General features: G+C 54.8%; 21 protein-coding genes. 12 read left to right on the top strand and 9 right to left on the bottom strand.

Annotated features, from left to right (window positions below; translation table 11 throughout):
• Window positions 1-90: 90 nt before the first annotated feature.
• From nhaD to WEB64_RS07835, 5 genes are all read right to left on the bottom strand, one after another.
• Window positions 91-1,485 (bottom strand): sodium:proton antiporter NhaD, encoded by a 1,395-nt coding sequence (nhaD, locus tag WEB64_RS07855; RefSeq protein WP_368061216.1) that lies wholly within the window; start codon window positions 1,483-1,485, stop codon window positions 91-93.
• Window positions 1,486-1,544: 59 nt separating this feature from the next.
• Window positions 1,545-3,341 (bottom strand): sodium-extruding oxaloacetate decarboxylase subunit alpha, encoded by a 1,797-nt coding sequence (oadA, locus tag WEB64_RS07850; RefSeq protein WP_368061215.1) that lies wholly within the window; start codon window positions 3,339-3,341, stop codon window positions 1,545-1,547.
• 22 nt (window positions 3,342-3,363) lie between these two features.
• Window positions 3,364-4,785: an acetyl-CoA carboxylase biotin carboxylase subunit gene (locus WEB64_RS07845; protein WP_368061214.1), complete on the bottom strand. Its 1,422-nt coding sequence runs from the start codon at window positions 4,783-4,785 to the stop codon at window positions 3,364-3,366.
• 75 nt (window positions 4,786-4,860) lie between these two features.
• Window positions 4,861-5,463, bottom strand: a complete 603-nt coding sequence (locus tag WEB64_RS07840; protein WP_368061213.1) for a hypothetical protein — start codon at window positions 5,461-5,463, stop codon at window positions 4,861-4,863.
• A gap of 85 nt (window positions 5,464-5,548) precedes the next feature.
• Window positions 5,549-5,881, bottom strand: coding sequence for a hypothetical protein (locus WEB64_RS07835; protein WP_368061212.1), 333 nt, complete (start codon window positions 5,879-5,881; stop codon window positions 5,549-5,551).
• A 228-nt stretch (window positions 5,882-6,109) separates the two neighbouring features.
• Between WEB64_RS07835 and WEB64_RS07830 the strand changes: the two genes are divergently transcribed.
• Window positions 6,110-6,511 (top strand): hypothetical protein, encoded by a 402-nt coding sequence (locus WEB64_RS07830; protein WP_368061211.1) that lies wholly within the window; start codon window positions 6,110-6,112, stop codon window positions 6,509-6,511.
• Window positions 6,512-6,619: 108 nt separating this feature from the next.
• Complete coding sequence (locus WEB64_RS07825; RefSeq protein WP_368061210.1) at window positions 6,620-7,240, top strand: flavin reductase family protein; 621 nt, start codon at window positions 6,620-6,622, stop codon at window positions 7,238-7,240.
• 30 nt (window positions 7,241-7,270) lie between these two features.
• On the opposite strand, the gene WEB64_RS07820 is transcribed toward WEB64_RS07825, so the two are convergent.
• Together WEB64_RS07820 and WEB64_RS07815 are read right to left on the bottom strand one after the other, a co-directional pair.
• Window positions 7,271-8,338, bottom strand: a complete 1,068-nt coding sequence (locus WEB64_RS07820; RefSeq protein WP_368061209.1) for a peptidoglycan -binding protein — start codon at window positions 8,336-8,338, stop codon at window positions 7,271-7,273.
• A gap of 30 nt (window positions 8,339-8,368) precedes the next feature.
• Complete coding sequence (locus WEB64_RS07815; RefSeq protein WP_368061208.1) at window positions 8,369-9,172, bottom strand: flagellar motor protein MotA; 804 nt, start codon at window positions 9,170-9,172, stop codon at window positions 8,369-8,371.
• 163 nt (window positions 9,173-9,335) lie between these two features.
• On the opposite strand from WEB64_RS07815, the gene WEB64_RS07810 reads away from it, so the two are divergent.
• The 10 genes from WEB64_RS07810 (at window position 9,336) to WEB64_RS07765 (ending at window position 17,743) form a co-directional block, all read left to right on the top strand.
• Window positions 9,336-9,953, top strand: coding sequence for a LemA family protein (locus WEB64_RS07810; protein WP_368061207.1), 618 nt, complete (start codon window positions 9,336-9,338; stop codon window positions 9,951-9,953).
• On the top strand, window positions 9,953-10,723 hold the full coding sequence (locus tag WEB64_RS07805) for a YgcG family protein (RefSeq protein WP_368061206.1): 771 nt from the start codon (window positions 9,953-9,955) through the stop codon (window positions 10,721-10,723). Before WEB64_RS07810 ends, WEB64_RS07805 begins: the two co-directional genes overlap by 1 nt.
• Before the next feature lie 97 nt (window positions 10,724-10,820).
• The gene (locus WEB64_RS07800) at window positions 10,821-11,438 is read left to right on the top strand and encodes a TPM domain-containing protein (RefSeq protein WP_368061205.1); all 618 of its coding nucleotides are present in this window, start codon (window positions 10,821-10,823) and stop codon (window positions 11,436-11,438) included.
• Between the two features lie 183 nt (window positions 11,439-11,621).
• Window positions 11,622-11,900 carry a YebG family protein gene (locus WEB64_RS07795; RefSeq protein ID WP_368061204.1) on the top strand — a complete coding sequence of 93 codons (279 nt, stop codon included), beginning with the start codon at window positions 11,622-11,624 and terminating at the stop codon, window positions 11,898-11,900.
• A 91-nt stretch (window positions 11,901-11,991) separates the two neighbouring features.
• On the top strand, window positions 11,992-12,402 hold the full coding sequence (locus tag WEB64_RS07790) for a YkvA family protein (RefSeq protein ID WP_368061203.1): 411 nt from the start codon (window positions 11,992-11,994) through the stop codon (window positions 12,400-12,402).
• Entirely contained in the window at window positions 12,399-12,887 is a 489-nt protein-coding gene (locus tag WEB64_RS07785; RefSeq protein WP_368061202.1) for a DUF6231 family protein, read from the top strand. The genes WEB64_RS07790 and WEB64_RS07785 overlap by 4 nt, the downstream gene beginning before the upstream one ends.
• 42 nt (window positions 12,888-12,929) lie before the next feature.
• On the top strand, window positions 12,930-13,646 hold the full coding sequence (locus WEB64_RS07780) for an ABC transporter ATP-binding protein (RefSeq protein ID WP_368061201.1): 717 nt from the start codon (window positions 12,930-12,932) through the stop codon (window positions 13,644-13,646).
• The gene (locus WEB64_RS07775) at window positions 13,643-15,859 is read left to right on the top strand and encodes an FtsX-like permease family protein (RefSeq protein WP_368061200.1); all 2,217 of its coding nucleotides are present in this window, start codon (window positions 13,643-13,645) and stop codon (window positions 15,857-15,859) included. The genes WEB64_RS07780 and WEB64_RS07775 overlap by 4 nt, the downstream gene beginning before the upstream one ends.
• The gene (locus WEB64_RS07770; protein WP_368061199.1) at window positions 15,856-16,983 is read left to right on the top strand and encodes a lipocalin-like domain-containing protein; all 1,128 of its coding nucleotides are present in this window, start codon (window positions 15,856-15,858) and stop codon (window positions 16,981-16,983) included. The genes WEB64_RS07775 and WEB64_RS07770 overlap by 4 nt, the downstream gene beginning before the upstream one ends.
• Before the next feature lie 118 nt (window positions 16,984-17,101).
• A complete protein-coding gene (locus WEB64_RS07765) occupies window positions 17,102-17,743 on the top strand; it encodes a hypothetical protein (RefSeq protein ID WP_368061198.1) in 642 nt (213 codons plus the stop codon).
• A gap of 8 nt (window positions 17,744-17,751) precedes the next feature.
• Here the strand turns inward: WEB64_RS07765 and WEB64_RS07760 are convergent, their stop codons facing one another.
• Together WEB64_RS07760 and WEB64_RS07755 are read right to left on the bottom strand one after the other, a co-directional pair.
• Window positions 17,752-18,378 (bottom strand): L-threonylcarbamoyladenylate synthase, encoded by a 627-nt coding sequence (locus tag WEB64_RS07760; protein ID WP_368061197.1) that lies wholly within the window; start codon window positions 18,376-18,378, stop codon window positions 17,752-17,754.
• 21 nt (window positions 18,379-18,399) lie between these two features.
• Window positions 18,400-18,732: a BolA family protein gene (locus WEB64_RS07755; protein WP_368061196.1), complete on the bottom strand. Its 333-nt coding sequence runs from the start codon at window positions 18,730-18,732 to the stop codon at window positions 18,400-18,402.
• Window positions 18,733-18,744 lie beyond the last annotated feature (12 nt).

Raw genomic sequence — 18,744 nt, 5'->3', positions numbered from 1 at the left:
CACGTAATTAGTGTCCCATCTGGCTAATTCGTTGACCTACTGCGAATTAGCCAGATGGGACATCAGAAACATGGCGCTTACTGAACAACCTCAGCCACTAATCAAAAGATGCACTCCGATGCTCGCAGCATAACCAAGGGCGATGGCCGGAGTCCATTTCAGGTGGCTGAGAAACGTGTATTGTCCTCTCGCCTGCCCCATCAGCGCGACTCCGGCTGCCGACCCGATCGACAACAGACTACCGCCAACTCCAGCTGTAAGCGTGACCAGAAGCCATTGGTAATCCGGCATAGCAGGGTTCATGGTCAGTACCGCAAACATCACCGGTATATTATCCACCAACGCGGAGATCACACCGATCATCACGTTAGCAAATGTGGGGCCCAGATCTCCGTAAAGTGTTGCTGACATCATGCCCAGGTAGCCTATAAAGCCCAGTCCACCCACAGCCATGATCACCCCATAAAAAAAGAACAGCGTATCCCATTCCGCCCTGGCAATATGGGAAAACACATTGAAAACCCGGCTTTCAGAGCGATCCCCCGGAGGTGTTTCATAACTTTCATTCCAGTGGTATTCCTCGTGCCGCTTCAGGTAATAGCCGAAAAGTTTGAGGTAACCCAACCCTGTCATCATGCCAAAGACAGGCGGAATATGAAGGAACTGATGGAAGGAGATCGCAGTGGCAATCGTCGCCAGGAACAACGCGCAGATGACCAGCCCACCCGGACGAATCACCTTATTATAAGTTTCGGGCTGGGCCGGTTTACCTTTCGGTAATGCAAAATGCATCAGAGCCGCAGGCACAAGGAAATTGACCACCGCCGGCAGGAATAACCGAAAAAAGTCCTGGAATGGCAGAATGCCTTTTTGCCAGACCATTAGTGTTGTGATGTCGCCAAATGGACTGAAGGCGCCACCCGCGTTTGCTCCTACAACGATATTGATACAGGAAAGCGATACAAATGCTGCGCTCTCCCGCCCCACGGCCATTACCACGGCGCACATAATCAGCGCCGTCGTCAGGTTGTCCGCTACAGGTGAAATACAAAACGCCAGTACGCCAGTGATCCAGAACAACTGGCGGTACCCATAGCCCTTACCCAGTAACCAGATACGCAATTGATCAAAAACACCCCGCTCCAGCATCGCATTAATGTAGGTCATGGCCACCAGAAGAAAGAAGAACAACTCAGCGTATTCAAGGAAGTTGTGCCGGATGGCAGCTTCCACTTCTCCATCTGCGCCCGCCGCACGATAAGCCCATGCCACCAGAATCCATATCAGCCCCGCCGCAATCAGCATCGGTTTGGATTTTGCGAGATGAATCTTTTCTTCCAACATCACCAGAATATAAGCGACTACGAAAATCGCGATGGCGGCGTAGCCGATGGGATGTGAAACCAGATTCAAGTCCGGGGCTGCCCATACCAGCCCAGGCGCCAACGACAACACCGCCGTCAACAGCACAGCAATTACTCTCATCGAGAAGATACTCCCAAAGAAGCGGAAAGCCCGGGGCAAAGCGCCCCGGGGAAGTGAGGTTATTCGATTTCGATCAGACTCTCGCCGGGGGCAACACGGTCCCCCTTCGCAATATTGACGGCTTTAACCACACCCGAAATCGTCGCCTTGACTTCGGTTTCCATTTTCATCGCTTCGATGATAAGTACGGGGTCCCCGGCAGAAACCTGATCGCCTTCCTTCACCAGTACATCAACGATATTGCCCGGCATGCTGGTGGTGACCTGACCCTCGCCGGAGGCTCTTGCACGACCGCCCGAGCGGGCACCTTCCGAGGTGTCTCCCAGGGATGCCAGGTGAATCTCCTCAGGTACACCATCGACTGTCATATAAAAACGACGTTCGGTTTCGCTGACTGGGTTAGCGCCAGTGACGTGGATATCGTAGCTCTCGCCATGTACAGTAATCTGGAACTGAGTGGAAACGCTGCCCGCGGACCGCCCCTTGGCAACGGGCTCGAGAGGTTCTGGCTGCAAGGTGCCATCACGGCGTTGTTGTAAAAAGGCACGCGCCTGATCCGGAAACATGGCGTAGGTGAGCACATCCTCATCGCTTTCAGCCAGATCTCCGATGTCCTTGCGCAGCTCGGAAAGCTCTCTCGGAATCAGGTTGGCCGGGCGCTCGTCGATCAGATCTTCCTTCCCCACGGCCCGACGTTGCAACTCTGCATCCACCTGCGCTGGCGCCGCACCATACCAACCCTGGAGATATTTCTTGACCTCGTTGGTAACGGTGTCATAGCGCTTTCCTGCCAGCACATTAATGACCGCCTGGGTTCCGACTATCTGCGAGGTGGGTGTCACCAAAGGCGGATAGCCGAGGTCCTTACGCACTCGGGGAATTTCCTCGAACACTTCCTGAATACGGTTCAGGGCACCCTGCTCTTTCAACTGGTTGGCCAGGTTGGACATCATGCCTCCAGGCACCTGAGACAAGAGCACCGACGTATCCACCCCGTTGTAGTCACTTTCAAATTGGTGATACTTCTTACGCACCTCCCGGAAGTAACGAGTGGCCTTGTCCAGCAATTCCAGATTCAGGCCGGTGTCATGACCGGCATCGTGCAATGCCGACACCAGGGATTCCGTAGGCGGATGACTGGTACCACCGGCAAACGCCGATAAAGCGGTATCGATATGGTCCACCCCGGGTTCCAGGGCCGCCCACTGGCACATGGGCGCCATGCCTGAGGTCGCGTGGGAATGCAAAAATACGGGCAGGTTGAGTGTTGACTTCAGTTTACTGACCAGCTCCGCGGTGACAGCTGGCGTCAGCAATCCAGCCATATCCTTGATGGCTATGCTGTCAGCCCCCATGTCTGCCATAGCCTTTGCCTGGACCAGAAACGTATCGGTGTCATGGACCGGGCTGACGGTGTAACAGAGCGTGCCTTGGGCATGCTTGCCAGCCTTCTTAACCGCCTGAATGCTGGTTTCCAGGTTACGCACATCATTCAGTGCATCAAAAATACGGAACACGTCAATGCCATTCTCTGCAGCTTTCGCGACAAACGCCTCCACCACGTCATCTCCGTAATGACGATAGCCCAGCAAATTCTGGCCCCGCAGCAGCATCTGGAGTCGGGTATTGGGCAGGTGCTTTCGCAGGGTCCGCAACCGCTCCCAGGGGTCTTCCTTGAGAAATCGCACACAGGCATCAAAAGTCGCGCCGCCCCAGCATTCCAGAGACCAGTAGCCAGCCTGGTCGAGCCATTCGCAGGCTGGCAACATATCTTCCGTGCGCATGCGAGTGGCAATCAGGGATTGGTGAGCATCCCGCAAGATAACGTCAGTGATGTGAATTTTTCGGTGTTTCATTAAAGGGTCTCCAGTATTTCGATTAGAGGCCGGCCTGCGCTGCTATGGCTGCGGCAATTGCCGTGGCAATGGATTCGGGTCGGGTCTTGTTGCTGTACTCCAGCAACTGGGGATTACGCTCGACAAACCCGGTGTTGAACGTGCCTGCCTGAAAGTCAGGGTGGTTCAGTATCTGCTGGTAGTAGGGAATGGTGGTTTGCACGCCGTAAATCGCCATATCGCTGAGTGCCCGATGGGAACGGGCGACCAGTTCCGACCATTCGAGCGCCCACACAATCAGCTTGGCGCACATCGAATCGTAGTAAGGTGGGATCTCGTAACCGGTATACATGGCAGCGTCGGTACGCACTCCCGGGCCACCGGCAGAATAGTAGCGACTGATGCGCCCAAAGCTGGGCAGAAAGCCGTTTTGCGGGTCTTCTGCATTAATCCGGAATTGCACGGCGAAGCCACGGTAGCTGATGTCCTCCTGACCAAACCAGAGAGGCTCTCCAGCAGCGATGCGAATCTGCGCCTTGATGATATCTATACCGGTAATCTCCTCTGTGATGGTGTGTTCCACCTGCACTCGAGTATTCATCTCCATAAAATAAAAACTGTCGTCGTGATCGAGCAAAAACTCTACGGTGCCGGCGTTGACGTAACCGCACTGGCGCGCTACGCGGATCGCCATTTCACCAATGGATTCCCGCTGAGCCTCACTGAGCTGGGGGGATGGTGCCACTTCAATCAGCTTCTGGTTACGCCGCTGGATGGAACAGTCCCGCTCGAACAGATGCACCACGTTGCCATGGCTGTCAGCCAGGATCTGGACCTCAATATGGCGCGGTTCGATAATGCACTTTTCAAGGAACACCTCAGCACTGCCGAACGCCTTTGTCGCTTCGGAGATCACTCGCTGGTAGTTCTGGCGCAGCTCTTTTTCCGTATCACAGCGACGAATTCCCCTTCCGCCGCCACCTGAAGTGGCTTTGAGCATGATCGGATAACCAATTTTCTCAGCCTGGCGTAGGGCATCTTCTACATCGCACAGGTTGTCATCAGAGCCGGGCGTGACCGGCACACCGGCGGCCGTTGCGGTCTGACGCGCCTGCGTCTTGTCACCCATGGCGGTGATTGCCTCAGCCGAAGGCCCTATAAACGTAATGCCTCGCTGCTGACAGATAGCGGCTAATTCGGCGTTCTCGGACAAAAAACCATAGCCGGGATGCAACGCATCACAACCGGTTTCCACCGCAAGATTCACCAGATGATGGGGGTTGAGATAACCACTGAGCGGATCTTTGCTGATGCGGTACGACTCATCCGCTTTCTTTATATGCAGTGAATACTGGTCAGCCTCTGAAAAAACGGCGACTGAACGGACACCCAGCTCTTTGCAGGCTCGGGCTATACGAACCGCAATTTCGCCACGATTGGCGATCAGTACTTTTTTGATCGGCATGGATTCTACCTACAGTTAACAGTCGAACAGGAAGAAAACCGCAACCGGCATAAGCTGATTGCGGTTTTGAGCGCTCTAGCCAGATTTTCCCCTGACGGCGTGAACGATGTCTGAGAATGATTCGGGACGGGGGTCCTGATTCAGTTGAATGCCAAGTTGCTGGCCAAGCTCATCGGCGGACAACAGCCCGCGAACAAACCTTTCACTCACACCAGCGGCACTGGCATCAGTCACTAACAGATAGTCGGTGTGGATTTCGTTGAATATCGCCACCAGCTCATCAATCTTCAGGTCCTGAAGTTGGCTGTGGGTGATCGCGGGCAAACTCCAGATTGGACGCATAACATCCCGAGCCGTGATATCGGCGATGGAACTACCTCGTTGGTTCGCAAGACTCAGGGGCCACGAGCCAATCAGATCCTTCAAGGCCAATATTCCGGCGACCTCTTCATTGCGATTAATAACAACAGCAAATGTCTCGCCAGAGGTGTAAAGCTTATCTTTCACCTCCTGGAGCCCCATAGCCGATCGAATAGTAAGCGGGTTGTTGCTGATAAAATCTGTCAGCAACTCTGTCGCTGAATCATCGCCGGTAACGGATTCTTTATCGGGACGGGAAGCGAGCCGGAATACACCACTCAGTGGTTTGGCCGCCAGTACACGTAATGGATTGCTCATGGCATTTCCTCATTGCTAAAGATCATCTAACCAAGACTTCCCTGTAAAATGCAGTGCATGGGAAGCCCGGGATGTTATGGATGTTCTAAAGCAGGGAGGGAGGCCCCTGAGACAGGCCTGGATAACTGATCAACCTTAAACGTGGTCCGTCAAAGGCCAGTTGCACCCGTGCGCGAGAAGTGAGGTTTAAAGGAGGAAATTCGGATTTGAACAGTTGTAATGGCGCATCCCCAATGGGGGATGAACCGTCGGAAGAAGAGTCTGAAAGTCCGTGCCAGTCGACCAGTACCGAGGACGCTGATGTGTCTTCGTAGGCAGGAAATGCATGGGCTCCGGCTGTCCAGACCACAAAGACAAACGCCAACAACGCAGCGAGGTTGCGTGTCAGGTTGATTTTGTCATCGAGCCGAAAACTCATGGTTTTACCTTTATTTGCCCACTTCAGGCCAGTCTGAGTAAATTACCATCCCGTTCGCAGCCGCGCAAACGCCAAAGGGTGGATTACGACCAGGTCATTTTTATTGAGGTGTCCGGTCGCGTTATCATGTAGCTATGATGATTATTTGATAATTACGATTTGATAAATGCCGTTTGATAAATTCTATGCGCGACGGTCTAAACGGCGCAAGCCCCTCAGGATTTACCCATGAATATGAAGCGACACACTCTGCATTATCTTGTTTTATCCTGCGTCATGGCCGTTGCTCAGGGAGCGTTCGCTGAGCCAGAGCCCTCGGGCGAGAAGGAATCAGAAGACAAATACCTGTTCCACCCTGACGAATCCAAGCACACGGACTTCGAAACCGATGTGGACCCCCTGCACGAGGAAGCGTTGCAGGGATTCGATTGTATGGATCAGGATGAAGATGGCTATCTGTCCGAAGGTGAGCTTGAAGGCCGGGATCAATGCGTGAAAAATGCTGAGGAACGAGGTCTGGAAGCATCAACCAGAACCGCCCTCATCCTTGACCTCATGGATGCAGACCGCGACTTGCGCGTCAGTAAGCGCGAATTCAATATTTGGAACGAGATGCGGACGCAACAATAATAATTGCCTAACTCCAACTGCCAGGTAGCCACTATTTTCTGTTTGTCGACGATCTGCCCCTTGCGCACGACGTCTCCGCTACACTGTCATCCTTTCAGAGGCGAATATATGACTACCGACACTCACTTCTACGAACCGGCCAAAGGCCACGGCCTGGCTCATGATCCATTCAATGCGTTGGTGGCCCCCCGGCCCATCGGCTGGATTTCAACCCGGGATGCGGACGGTATTCTCAATCTGGCGCCATACAGTTTTTTTAATGCATTCAATTACATACCTCCTATTATTGGCTTTTCAAGTATCGGCTACAAGGATACGCTTCGTAATGTGGAAGCCACCGGGGAATTCTGCTGGAACCTGGTGAGCCAGCCACTTGCGGAAGCGATGAACGAAACCTGCGCCATGGTCGATCCCAGCGTGGACGAGTTTGCGCTGGCAGGACTGACACCGGCGAAACCGCGGGTTATTTCAGTACCCTATGTGCAGGAAAGTCCCGTGGCATTTGAATGCCGGGTGACGCAGATTATTCAACTGCAGGGTGTAGATGGTCGCAAAGCCGATACCTGGCTGACCCTTGGCGAGGTGGTGGGCGTGCATATTGACAATCAGTACCTGAAAAACGGTGTTTACGACACCGCTGCCGCCCAGCCTGTGATGCGAAGTGGTGGGCCCGCCGACTACTTCACGTTTGGCGAGGAGCAGCGTTTCCGGATGTTTCGCCCCAAGTAGGAAGGCTGGGCCGGAACATCCGGGTTCAGGTTATCGATCTGTCAATTTGACTTCGATGCGCCGGTTTGTCTGCAGCGCCGCCTCCGAATTGCCGGTGGCGACGGGGAAAAATTCTCCGAAACCCGCAGCCGCCATACGATCCTGTGGCACACCTTTCTCTGCCAGATAGCGAACGACTGCCACGGCGCGAGCGGTTGAGAGTTCCCAGTTGGTCGGGAAAGCCGGGGTATTAATGGGCACCTTATCCGTGTGCCCGTCTATTCTGAGTATCCAGTCGATATCCTCGGGAATCTTCTCCACGACATCAAGCAGCACGTTTGCCAGCTTGTCCAGTTCTGACTTACCTGCCTCGCCCAGGCTGGCCGAACCTGACGCAAAAAGAAGCTCTGAAGGAAGCAGGAAGCGATCACCTACAATCCGGATATTCTCGTTCGCTTGCAGAATATCTCTCAGGCGGGCAAAGAACTCGGACTGATAGCGCTCAAGCTCGTCTATTCGCTCTGCCAGCAGCATGTTAATCCGCTGACCCATTTCAGCCAGTTTGGCGTCTTTCTCGGCCGAAATATCCTCTTGCAGCTCCAATGCCTTACTGATTCGGTTGAGCTGACCCTGAAGTGCCGCTATCTGATCTGAAAGGCGTTTTATGATGGCTCGTTGAGAAACCGACAGCATCTCCTGCTCTTCCAACGCATCTCCGGTTTCACCAATGGCAGAGGACAGTTCCTGAATACGCCTATTCTGGGCTTCGGCATCATACCTTTGTTGCAGCGCCCGGGCGTCGGCTTCATTCAATTCCTCCTGCAGGGTTGCCGTCAACGAAAGGCTGTCGCTGTAATCATTCTGAACCGACACCATTTGCTCTTCCAGGGCGTCGGTTTTCTGTTCTTCCAGCCCCAGCAGCCGCGATATCTCCGCGAGGCTCTGGTTCAGGCGTGCCAGTTCCGATTCGCGGTCTGAAAGCGTCTGAGACAGATAAAGCTGGCTCACCACATAAACCAGCAGCATGAAGATCACCAGCATCAACAAGGCTGACAGCGCATCTACATAACCAGGCCAGACATTGATATTGCTGCGGCTACGTCGTTTGGAACCGATCATGAGCGGTTATTCCCGAGCTTCAGCATTATGTCATTCCCTGTTCGCAAGCTGGTCTTTCAACTCCTGGTTTTCACCCAGTAGGCGTGCAAGCTCCTCACGGGCCTCAGGGTCATAATCGGGGCGATTGCCAACGTTATCGATCAGATTGGTGACGCCGGTCAGCCACTCTTCCAGACCGTCGTAAAACCGGTTCTGGGCATGGCCCGCCTGGATATCCAGAAAGCCCAGAATCAGCGACCCACCGAGACCCAGCAAAGATGAACTAAACGCGGTACCCATGCCCTCCAGCGGCGTTAACAACCCGGATTGCAGGTCAGCAAATACCTTGCCGAAATCTTCCTGGCTCATGTCCAGGTTCACAATCACTGCGCCGACCGAGTTTATCGTGCCCAACAAACCCCAGAAGGTGCCGAGCAACCCGAGGAAAACCAATAAGCTGATAAAGTAACGGGTGATCTCCCGCTGCTCATCCATACGGCTATGAATGCCATCCAGCACCGTCCTCAGAGACATCGTTGAAAGCGAAAACTGATCCTTCTTGTAATCGTCCCCCAGTTGCCGGGCAAGAGGCTTGAGCAATCTCGGCTCCTGCAGTACGGAGAGACCGGAGTGCCCGGTGCGAAACTGGGCTATCCAGCGCATTTCGGGAAACAGGACAAACACCTGGCGATAGGTCAGGCCAATACCTACGATAAGCACACAAACAATCAGCAGGTTAAACACCCAGTTCGCCATAAAAGCTGTCTGGAGCGGGCCATAAATCAAAGCACAGACCACAAGAACCACTGCAAGGAACAGCGTCATCCAGAAAAGCGTGTGTTTGGGATTACTCATCAATTACCACCGTTTAGCCCGGAAACAGACTGAAACAGTAGCACATGGTTGCGATAAGCGAACACGGTTGAAACCTCGGAATTCGGCACCATCAATACTGAATACCGATTCTAGCGGTCCATCATCTATTTTTCAGTCACTTACCTTCAGGAAACCCGACTTCATGGGAACCAAAATGACTCAGTCACCGAAAAGGATTTACTGGCAACTGTCACTTCTTGTGATGCTGGCTGCCTTCTTGTCCGGTTGCGGTATCAACAACATCCCCACCTACGACGAACAGGTCAAGTCTGCCTGGTCCCAGGTTGAGAACCAGTACCAGCGACGCGCCGACCTGATCCCCAATCTGGTGGAAACCGTGAAAGGTTTCGCAGCCCAGGAGCAAGAGACGCTAACGGCCGTAATTGAAGCGCGCTCCAAAGCAACGTCTATTCAGGTTGACGAAAGCATTTTGAACAACCCTCAGAAGCTGCAACAGTTCCAGCAAGCGCAGGGGGAACTGAGCAGCGCGCTGAGTCGCTTAATGGCGGTTTCAGAGCGCTACCCGGACCTCAAGTCGAACCAGAACTTTTTGGCGTTGCAGTCTCAGCTTGAAGGCACGGAAAACCGCATCGCTGTTGCCCGGCGCGATTTTATCCAGTCCATCGAACGCTACAACACCGAGATCCGCACCTTCCCCGGCCGGCTTTGGCACAGCCTGATGTACAGCGATATGCCCTTGCGTGAGAACTTCGAAGCGACCGCAGAGGATGCCGAAAATGCACCAAGTGTGGAGTTTTGATGAGCTATTTCAAGAAACCCGGTATTTTTGCCGCTCTCTGCCTGTTGTTGCTGCAGAGTCAGGTCGCTCTGGCCCAGTCAGGCCCGGAATATCCCGAGTTGACGGGACGCGTCGTCGACCAGGCTAATATGCTGGATGCAGCCGCCGAGTCGCAACTCACTCAGATGCTCCAGGCACACGAGGAAGCAACTACTGAGCAGGTGGTCGTTGTCACCTTGCCGGACCTGCAGGGAAATGCCATTGAGGATTTTGGCTATCAGCTTGGACGCCACTGGGGAATTGGACAGGAAGGTGAGGATAACGGCGCCCTGCTGATAGTGGCAGAGAGTGAACGCACGGTGCGTATAGAAGTTGGCTACGGGTTAGAAGGTCGACTGACGGACGCTAACAGCGCCACCATCATCAATCAGATCATTACACCTGCATTCCGCCAGGGTGATTTCAGTGGCGGCATTATGAATGGCGCTGCCGCAATGGTTCAGGTGTTGGGAGGCGAACCTCTGGCAGTTCCCGCCCAGCCTTCCCGAGACCAGGCCAGGGAGAAACCAAGCCTTGGTCTGGCCTCATTGTTCTTCATTATCGTGATGGCCGTAATTTTCTTTGTCGGCGGCGGCAGGGGCCGAGGTGGCCGTGGCGGTGCAGCAGCTCTGTTAGGCGGTGCGTTGCTGGGCGCCAGCATGGGTGGCCGTGGTGGCGGCGGTTTCGGTGGTGGTGGCTTCGGCGGCGGAGGTGGTGGCTTCGGCGGCGGTGGTGCTTCCGGCGGCTGGTAGCCCAGCCCTTCGATACCGCCGACACAATCAAGTACAGCGCGCAGCCAAGTAACCCGTTGCGAAGTAGCCCGCTACCCAATAGAGAGAAACGATACCCATGACATTATTGAGCAAACAAGAGCAGGGTCAGGTCACCGCTGCTATAAGCGCCGTAGAGCGTGACACTGATGCAGAACTGGTGACTGTCCTGACCTCGCAGTCTGATAACTACACGTATATCCCGCTACTTTGGGCGGGGATTCTCGCACTGCTGGTGCCGGGAGTGCTGAATTATTTTCTTGGCTGGTTCGGTGCCGACGTGCTGATGCTGGTCCAATGGACGACCTTTGCGGTGCTTAGCCTGATATTCAGGCTGCCGGCCATCAACACTCGACTCATACCCCGGCAGGTACGTTATTGGCGCGCCTCCAATCTGGCGAGACGCCAGTTCCTGGAACAGAATCTTCATCACACCGAAGGCGGCACTGGTATGCTGATTTTCGTCTCAGAAGCCGAGCGGTACGTGGAAATCCTGGTGGACCAGGGTATTTCCAGCCGCATTGATAACGCCACCTGGGAAAGCATCGTGACCGCCTTCACCCAAAAAGTGAAACAGGGCGAGACTCTCCAGGGTTTCCTGAATTGCATTGAAGCCTGCGGCCAGCATCTTAAAACTGCGGTGCCTGCTACTCACGAACGCAATGAGCTACCCAATCATCTGATTGTATTGTCCTGAACTGGCAGTTCCATCTAGTTCGGTTTCCATCTAGTTCGGTTTTGTTTTCCGGACTCGATTCAGCCCGCGTTTACTCATCATAGGGGGCCAGCAGGTGCTCGCCCCTTGATGGACAAAGCCAGCCAAGTCATACTGTATATCCAAACAGTAATTTAACGAATACTATTCAGGAGTAACTGCTGCATGGCGGTACAAACCTTGTATTACTCGGAAAAGGACGGGCTGGACGTGGCGTTGAAAAATCCGGATACCATGATTTTCTCAAGCAAAGCCGACGCAGATGCCAGAGACCGGATTCTTGAACTGTCGGAAGAAATCAGCGTGTTCCTGCAAGCCAAGATTAAAAAAATTGATGAAGAAACGGCAGAAGCCTGTGCCATGGCGATCGCCGAACATGCCGAACTATTCAAAAAAGCTTTCAAGAAACCATCTGTACTGAATGCGCCAGAGGAGCAGGCCTGAAGTTTCAGGTTACGGTGTATTCATGCTGGCTCCGTGAGCATGAAGTGATCGATATGGTAGATTGAGGGCGTATAGACACTAGGAGAGCCCTATGGCCACGATTACCAGAGAACAAGCTGAGACCGAGTTGAAAGCCCGGTCCGGCGATATAGACAAAGACGGTCTCGGAAGAGTGCTGTCGAAACAACAGGCCATTGAGGCCAAAGCCAGCCAGAAGGGCCCACTGCGGCGCTTTATCGGTGACATCCGCGTGATGTTTTCGATGCTCAGGGACTACTGGAAAGGCAATTACCGGGCGGTACCCTGGAAAAGCATTGCCGCTATCGCCGGTGCCCTGCTCTATGTGTTGAACCCGATTGACCTGATCCCGGACCTGATTATCGGCTTTGGTTTCCTGGATGATGCCGCCATACTTGCAGCGTGTTTAACCATTGTGGAATCCGATCTCCACGATTATGAAGTCTGGAAAGCGCAACAGGACGGCGGGAGCGTCGGTGCATGACAGCCAGCATTGCCAGGCCGGAAGAGGTGTTGTCGGGCCTGGTCAACGCCTGTGACCCGACAACGCTGCTGGTTTGCGGTGATCGCGCTCGAATGCTCGGCGAAAGTTGGAGAAAAACCCATGCCCGGACCGTTCTGCTTGAACTGGACGCGGAAAGACCGAATGACGGGTTTCCATTATCCCATGCCGTCGACCTGGCGCTGATCACAGATTCTCTCGATAACTTACCGCAAGTCGAAGGCGCTTTATTGCTTGGGCAATTGAGGAATTTTGGTACTCATCAGATAGCAGTATTAGTGGCGGACCCGGACAGTTGGAAGTTTCGTGATTTTATCGGCCTGGGTTTCAAGCGCCTCCAGCATTTCGACGGCAGTCCACCCCAAACGCTCTATGTCTATAACATCGCCAATTACAATCACAAGCGGGACTGGAATAACGCCCGTTATTGGGCCAATCCGGAAATGTGGGATAAAGCCCGTTGGTAATGCACTTTACACCTCCCAATTCCCGAAGCGAGGCAAACGTTCGTGCCGGACTCTGTCGTTGATGTTTGCGATCTTTCCAAAAGCTATATCGATGGCACCGAACAGGTTCGCGTTCTCAGCAATCTGAGCTTTTCCATCACCCATCGGCAGTCAATGGCATTGATGGGGCCTTCGGGCAGCGGCAAAAGCACTCTGATCAATATTCTCAGTGGTATCGAACCTGCAGATGACGGCGATATCCGGCTGTTTGGCGAATCCGCCAGCAACCAGGATGCGGCGGGCTGGTCAGAACTTCGCGGCAAGCGCATAGCCACCGTTTTTCAGGATGACAACCTGATGCCTACCCTGTCCCTCGGCGACAACATCCGCTTGCGCGCACAACTTGCGGGTAAGACGAACGTCGACGTCGAACACTGGCTGAACATCCTCGGTCTGGCAAAGCTCGGACACCGTTTCCCCAATCAGGTTTCCGGTGGTCAGAGGCAGCGGGCGGCGCTTGCCATGGCTTTTGCCATGCAGCCGGGGCTGTTGTTGGCAGACGAACCTACAGCAAGCCTAGACGGGGCAACGGCTCTTCAGGTCGCCGATGTTCTGTTTCATCATCAACACGAGACCGGTTGCCCGATGTTGCTGTCCACCCATGATCCCGCCCTCGCCGCGCGCTGTGATGACATTCTGGCGCTGGCCAGTTTGGCCCGTGCGGATATCCCCGCAGACCGTTCTGGCACTCCAGGCGATGGCAGCGACGGTGGCCAGTGAACCTTACCAGTGCCCTGCTGAGTCATTACCGTCGCCATCCCTGGCAGCTGCTGGCATTGCTGCTGATTTTGATAGTGGCTACGGCGCTCTGGAGCGGCGTCTGGCAACTCTCTCAACAGGCCAGAGCCAGTTTTACGAGCAATGATGCGGCACTGCAAGAACGCTTCAGCGTAGTTCGCGAGGATGCTAGCCCGGTGACCGTAAAGGACTTTGTCACTCTGCGCCGTTTAGGGTTTTGCGTCAGTCCGCAATTAACCGTAGAACGGCCTGCGCCGAAAGGTCGGGTTATTGGTATTGACGCCCTGTCGCTCCGTTGCTTTAGTGACGTGCCCCAAGAGAGTCCTTCCGGAAACTCCGGCGCCTTTGTTGATATTGGCGAAGCTGAAAAGCTGGCCGCAGGCCAATGGCCCACAAGACTGACATTATTCGCCCCCCGGGAGTATTCTGACTTACCTTCGGCATACCGCATCGCGAGCCTATTCAGCGGTGTCGGAGCTGGCCAACTGGCCGACAGTTTTCTGCTGAACCTGGATGCGCTCTGTGCCCTGGTCCTGTTAATTTCGGCCTTGTTGGTGCGTAGCGTCTTTCTGCTGGGGCTGGCCCAACGTGAGGCTTCCCTGGCGCTATTAAATCGTTTCGGGGTGACCCCAGGGCGGCTACAGTTCCACCTGATTATTGAGCTGGCCGTACTGTCTGCGATCGGTGGCGGACTGGGACTGGTTTTTGGCCAAGTGTTGGCGAACGGCTTTGGCCAGGGTTTCGACCAGGCGCTGTCAGGGTTATTCGGAGTCAGGTTGTACGCACAGCAAACGACCTGGTGGACTTGGTTGGCGCCGTTGCTGGTTTTGATACTGGTTATGATCTGGGCAGTGGCAGATCGCGTGCTGTTCGCTAAGCTGAAAACCAATTATCGCCTGTTGGTATTGGTGGCCTCAGCTGTGCTGGTGATTGGGGTGGGCTCGAGTCTGTTATCGGCTTCGCTGGCCTGGCAGTTTGTCGCCATCGGCCTGACGTTGGCGGGTTTCGGCTGGCTCACGGTACTTTTGCTGCCCTGGCTGTTGAATCAACTCGCCAAAACCTGCACCCAACCGTTAACCGGATGGTCCTGGCGCGAGCTGGCCGTCATGATCCGCCAGCTCTCACTGCCTTTGATGGCCTTACAGTTTGCGGCCGCTACCGTTATTGCCGTCCATGCTCTCGTCGGTACGTTTGAAAACACCTTCTATGACTGGCTTGATCAACGTCTGCAGGGAGACGTATACCTGCAGGCACCACCAGATCTTGACCTCACAAGCGCCAATGCGACGTTGACCAGCCTGGATTCTGTAAAGGCTAGCCATGGCGTCCTAAGAGGTGAAGCACAGACCTCTTATGGTTCCGTGGAGATTACAGCAGTCGATCCTGCCTCTCCCTTGTTGCAGCCCTGGACGTTTTTGGCCAGTACCCAAGAAACACCCGGCGACGTCTGGCGTGCCGTGGCCGCGGGCGAGATATTGATAAATGAGCAACTGGCCCGTCGGGAACAGCTTACGGTTGGCGAGCAACTTACCTTTGATATCGGGCAGTCCCGGCAGTCCCCTTACACCGGAACGATTGCAGGTATCTACGCAGACTACGGCCGACCGGCAAGTGAAGTTCTGATCAGTCAGCAACTCTGGCCGCCAGAGGCCCCCTACTCCTCCCTCAGCTTTTCCATCAGGTTGGCCTCCGGTGGCATACAGGCTTTTCAGCAGCAGATCGAACAGGCCTGGCGCAGCCCTGGCTTGACCATCCGGGACAACTCGGAAATCCGCACCCTGGCGGTAACCATCTTCGACCAGACCTTTGCTCTCACCCGGGCCATCAGCGCGCTGACACTCGCGCTCGCAGGCTTTGCCCTGTTACTGATGGCGCTCACCATGTTTGGCGCTCGCAAGCAGTATTATCAGAAACTCCAGCTTTGGGGCATGCAGAAGCGTCACGTAAAACTCTGGTTGATGCGCCACAGTACGCTACTGACCGGTACCGTCGGTGTCACAGCGCTGCCCCTGGGTAGCTTTCTGACCTGGGTACTGGTCGCCCGCATTAATCCGCTGGCCTTCGGCTGGACGCTTCCTATGGCAATGTTCCCGGTATTTTGGCTAGTCATCCTGGGACTATGCCTTACGATAGGACTCATACTGGCCAGCCTGCTGGCGCCGCAAATAGCGCTGAAGGCCGGGAGGCGTGGATGATAAATAACCGGGCTGTCGTACCTGTCATATCAATCTCAAGGGTCGTGCCGACCGTTCTGATGGCCCTGACCATTCTGCTGTCAGCCTGTTCAGATTCGTCCTCCACGCCGGACGCCGGATTTGCGGGGCTGGGCGAAACTTCATCAGATAACTTCCGGCAGCCTTCAGTTGATGACGTCATTTCATTACCTCAGGACCTTGGCGTCCACCCTCAGCATCGCATTGAGTGGTGGTATCTCACGGCCAACCTGAAGACGGCGGATGGCCGCTCCCTGGGATTGCAGTGGACTCAATTCCGTCGAGGCCTAAAAGCTGCTGCTAGTGTTGACCAGCCTCAAACGGACTGGAACATGAACGCGGCCTGGATGAGCCACGCAGCAGTCTCTGTGGACGGCGAACACCGCTTCAGCGAACGTTTGGCCCGAGGCGGTACGAGGCAGGCCGGGGCCACCGGACAACCGTTTAATGTCTGGCTTGATGACTGGCAGCTCCGTGAGGTCGATGGGTCCAAAGAACAATGGCAACTGACAGTGACGGAAGACAACTGGAGCTACAACCTGCTGATTGCTCCCCGCCGCGACATCGTGCGTCATGGCCAGGACGGCTTCAGCACCAAGTCCGCCGATGGTCAGGGCTCCATGTATTTCAGTTTTGTTGATTTGGCGATTGAGGGCGACGTCACCCTGGATGGCGAAACCTACGCCGTTTCCGGCCAGGGCTGGTTTGACCGTGAGTGGAGCAGCCAGTTTCTGAGGGCCGACCAGGACGGCTGGGACTGGCTGGCGCTTCACCTCGACAGTGGCGCCAAAGTGATGGCGTTCCGACTTCGAGAGCGCGATGGTTTCTATCAATCCGGCACCTGGGTCAGCCCGACGGGCGAGGTCAGAGCGCTGACCCCCGACCAGTTATCACTGGAACCCGGTCGTCTTCGCGATACCCGCGCCGGCAGTCTGCCTGAGCAATGGCAACTGAGCATTCCATCTGAAGGCCTGGACATCACCGTGACCGTGCCCCCCGGAGATTACTGGAACAATGGCGTTTTCCCTTACTGGGAGAGCCCGGTCTCAGCGGAGGGGACTCATAAGGGGGTCGGCTACCTGGAATTGACTGGCTATCAGGAATAAAAAGTACGCCAGTTACCAACAGCGCAGCGATGGCATCAATCATGCTTAACCTTCTGCAGAGCGTTGAAAAAACGTCGGCTCCGGTGGCGAACCGGGTCAATCGAGAAGGAGCATCGCGGTGTCATTACTTTCATCATTAGCGCGTTTAGGTGCCGGATTTCAGCAGACGGCGGAGAGCCGCAGCGCCGTCCAACCTGCACAGAAAGGTGCTCAGGCCGGGTCGAAGCCGGAGCCCGTTGGCAAAAACGATGACAGCGTCACTCTGAACGGAGGGGTGCGCCCGAAAGCATCGACAAGACTTGCGATGGACAGCTACAAATCGGATGTGGGGCAGGATTCTGCCTTTGTCCGGGAAACCTTGCGGCACAAGCTTGCCGAGTATAATTTAAATCCGGCAACACGGCTGGCGGTGCAAAAATCCGAGGGCGGAAAACTCAGCCTCAACGCCCGAATACCCGAGAACCTCCGTCTGCAAGTCGAACAGGACCTTAACAACAACAAAGGTTTTAAAGAAGCGTTCGGGCGTCTGAGCGTCAATGAGCCCACGCTGGCGTTTGTCGACACTGCCCTGAAACTCAATAAGGCGTACGGCGTCAACAACTCCCTGCTCGACACTCTGGTAAGCGACAACCAACAGTTCAACGGCCTCGGTGATCTGGTGCACCGTTACGACAGCCTGCGACAAACATTAAGCGCTGAACGTATCGAGGCGGCTGGCCAGCAGCGCAACTATGCGTTCAACCTTAATACTCATGCCTGAACGATTAATTACCCGAGCTGGAACGGCGTTGGGTCACCCTTACCTACCCGGGTCACCTCCGGTACGTCGCCGCACATGTTCACGACTGTCGTTGCCTCCATTCCGCAAAAGCCGCCATCGATGATCAGATCGAGCTCATGTTCCAGGGTTCCCCGAATGTCGTAGGGATCGACCATTGGGTCGGTTTCATCCGGCAGTATCAACGTACTGCTCATAATGGGTTCTCCCAACTCGCCCAGAAGCGCCTGGACAATTGCGTTATCCGGCACCCGCAAGCCTATAGACCTGCGCTTGGGATGCAGCAACCGTCTCGGGACTTCGCTGGTGGCATCCAGAATGAAGGTATAAGGCCCCGGCGTGAACGTTTTGAGGAGGCGGTATTGGGTATTATCCACCTTGGCGTAGATACCCACGTCAGAGAGATCACGGCACACCAGAGTGAAGTTGTGTTTGTCGTCCAGACGACGGATGCGTTTGATGCGATCAGCCGCTGCCTTGTCTCCAAGGTGGCAGCCAAGAGCGTAACCGGAATCCGTCGGATAAACGATGACGCCGCCCTGGCGAAGGATCTGAACCGCCTGATTTATCAGACGCTTCTGGGGTGTTTCAGGATGAATCTGGAAAAACTGACTCATAGCGTCTCCTGTTGTTTCTATTCAGGCTTGATTGGCCGGGTCGCTTTTTGAACCACCAAGACAGTTCGGAGAATCCGGAGCCGGGGCCTGTCTGGCCACCCACTCATCGGGGGTATAAAGGTGCAATGCCAATGCATGAACACCGCCAGCCATTTCAGCAGCGAGCACTTTGTAAATCGTCTGATGCCGCTTAACTTTGCCGGTACCTTCAAACTCGCCAGAAACCAGCGTGACTTTGAAATGGGTTTCCGAGTTTGGCGGTACACTGTGCATGTGGCTCTCATTTTCCACCTGCAGATGCACCACCGGGAAACCTTCTGTCAGTTTTTGCTCTATCGATTGCTTGATCGACATAACCGAACCCTG

The sequence above is a fragment of the Marinobacter sp. genome (assembly GCF_040882185.1).
GTDB lineage: Bacteria > Pseudomonadota > Gammaproteobacteria > Pseudomonadales > Oleiphilaceae > Marinobacter.
This window is presented reverse-complemented; position numbering and strand designations above follow the sequence as displayed.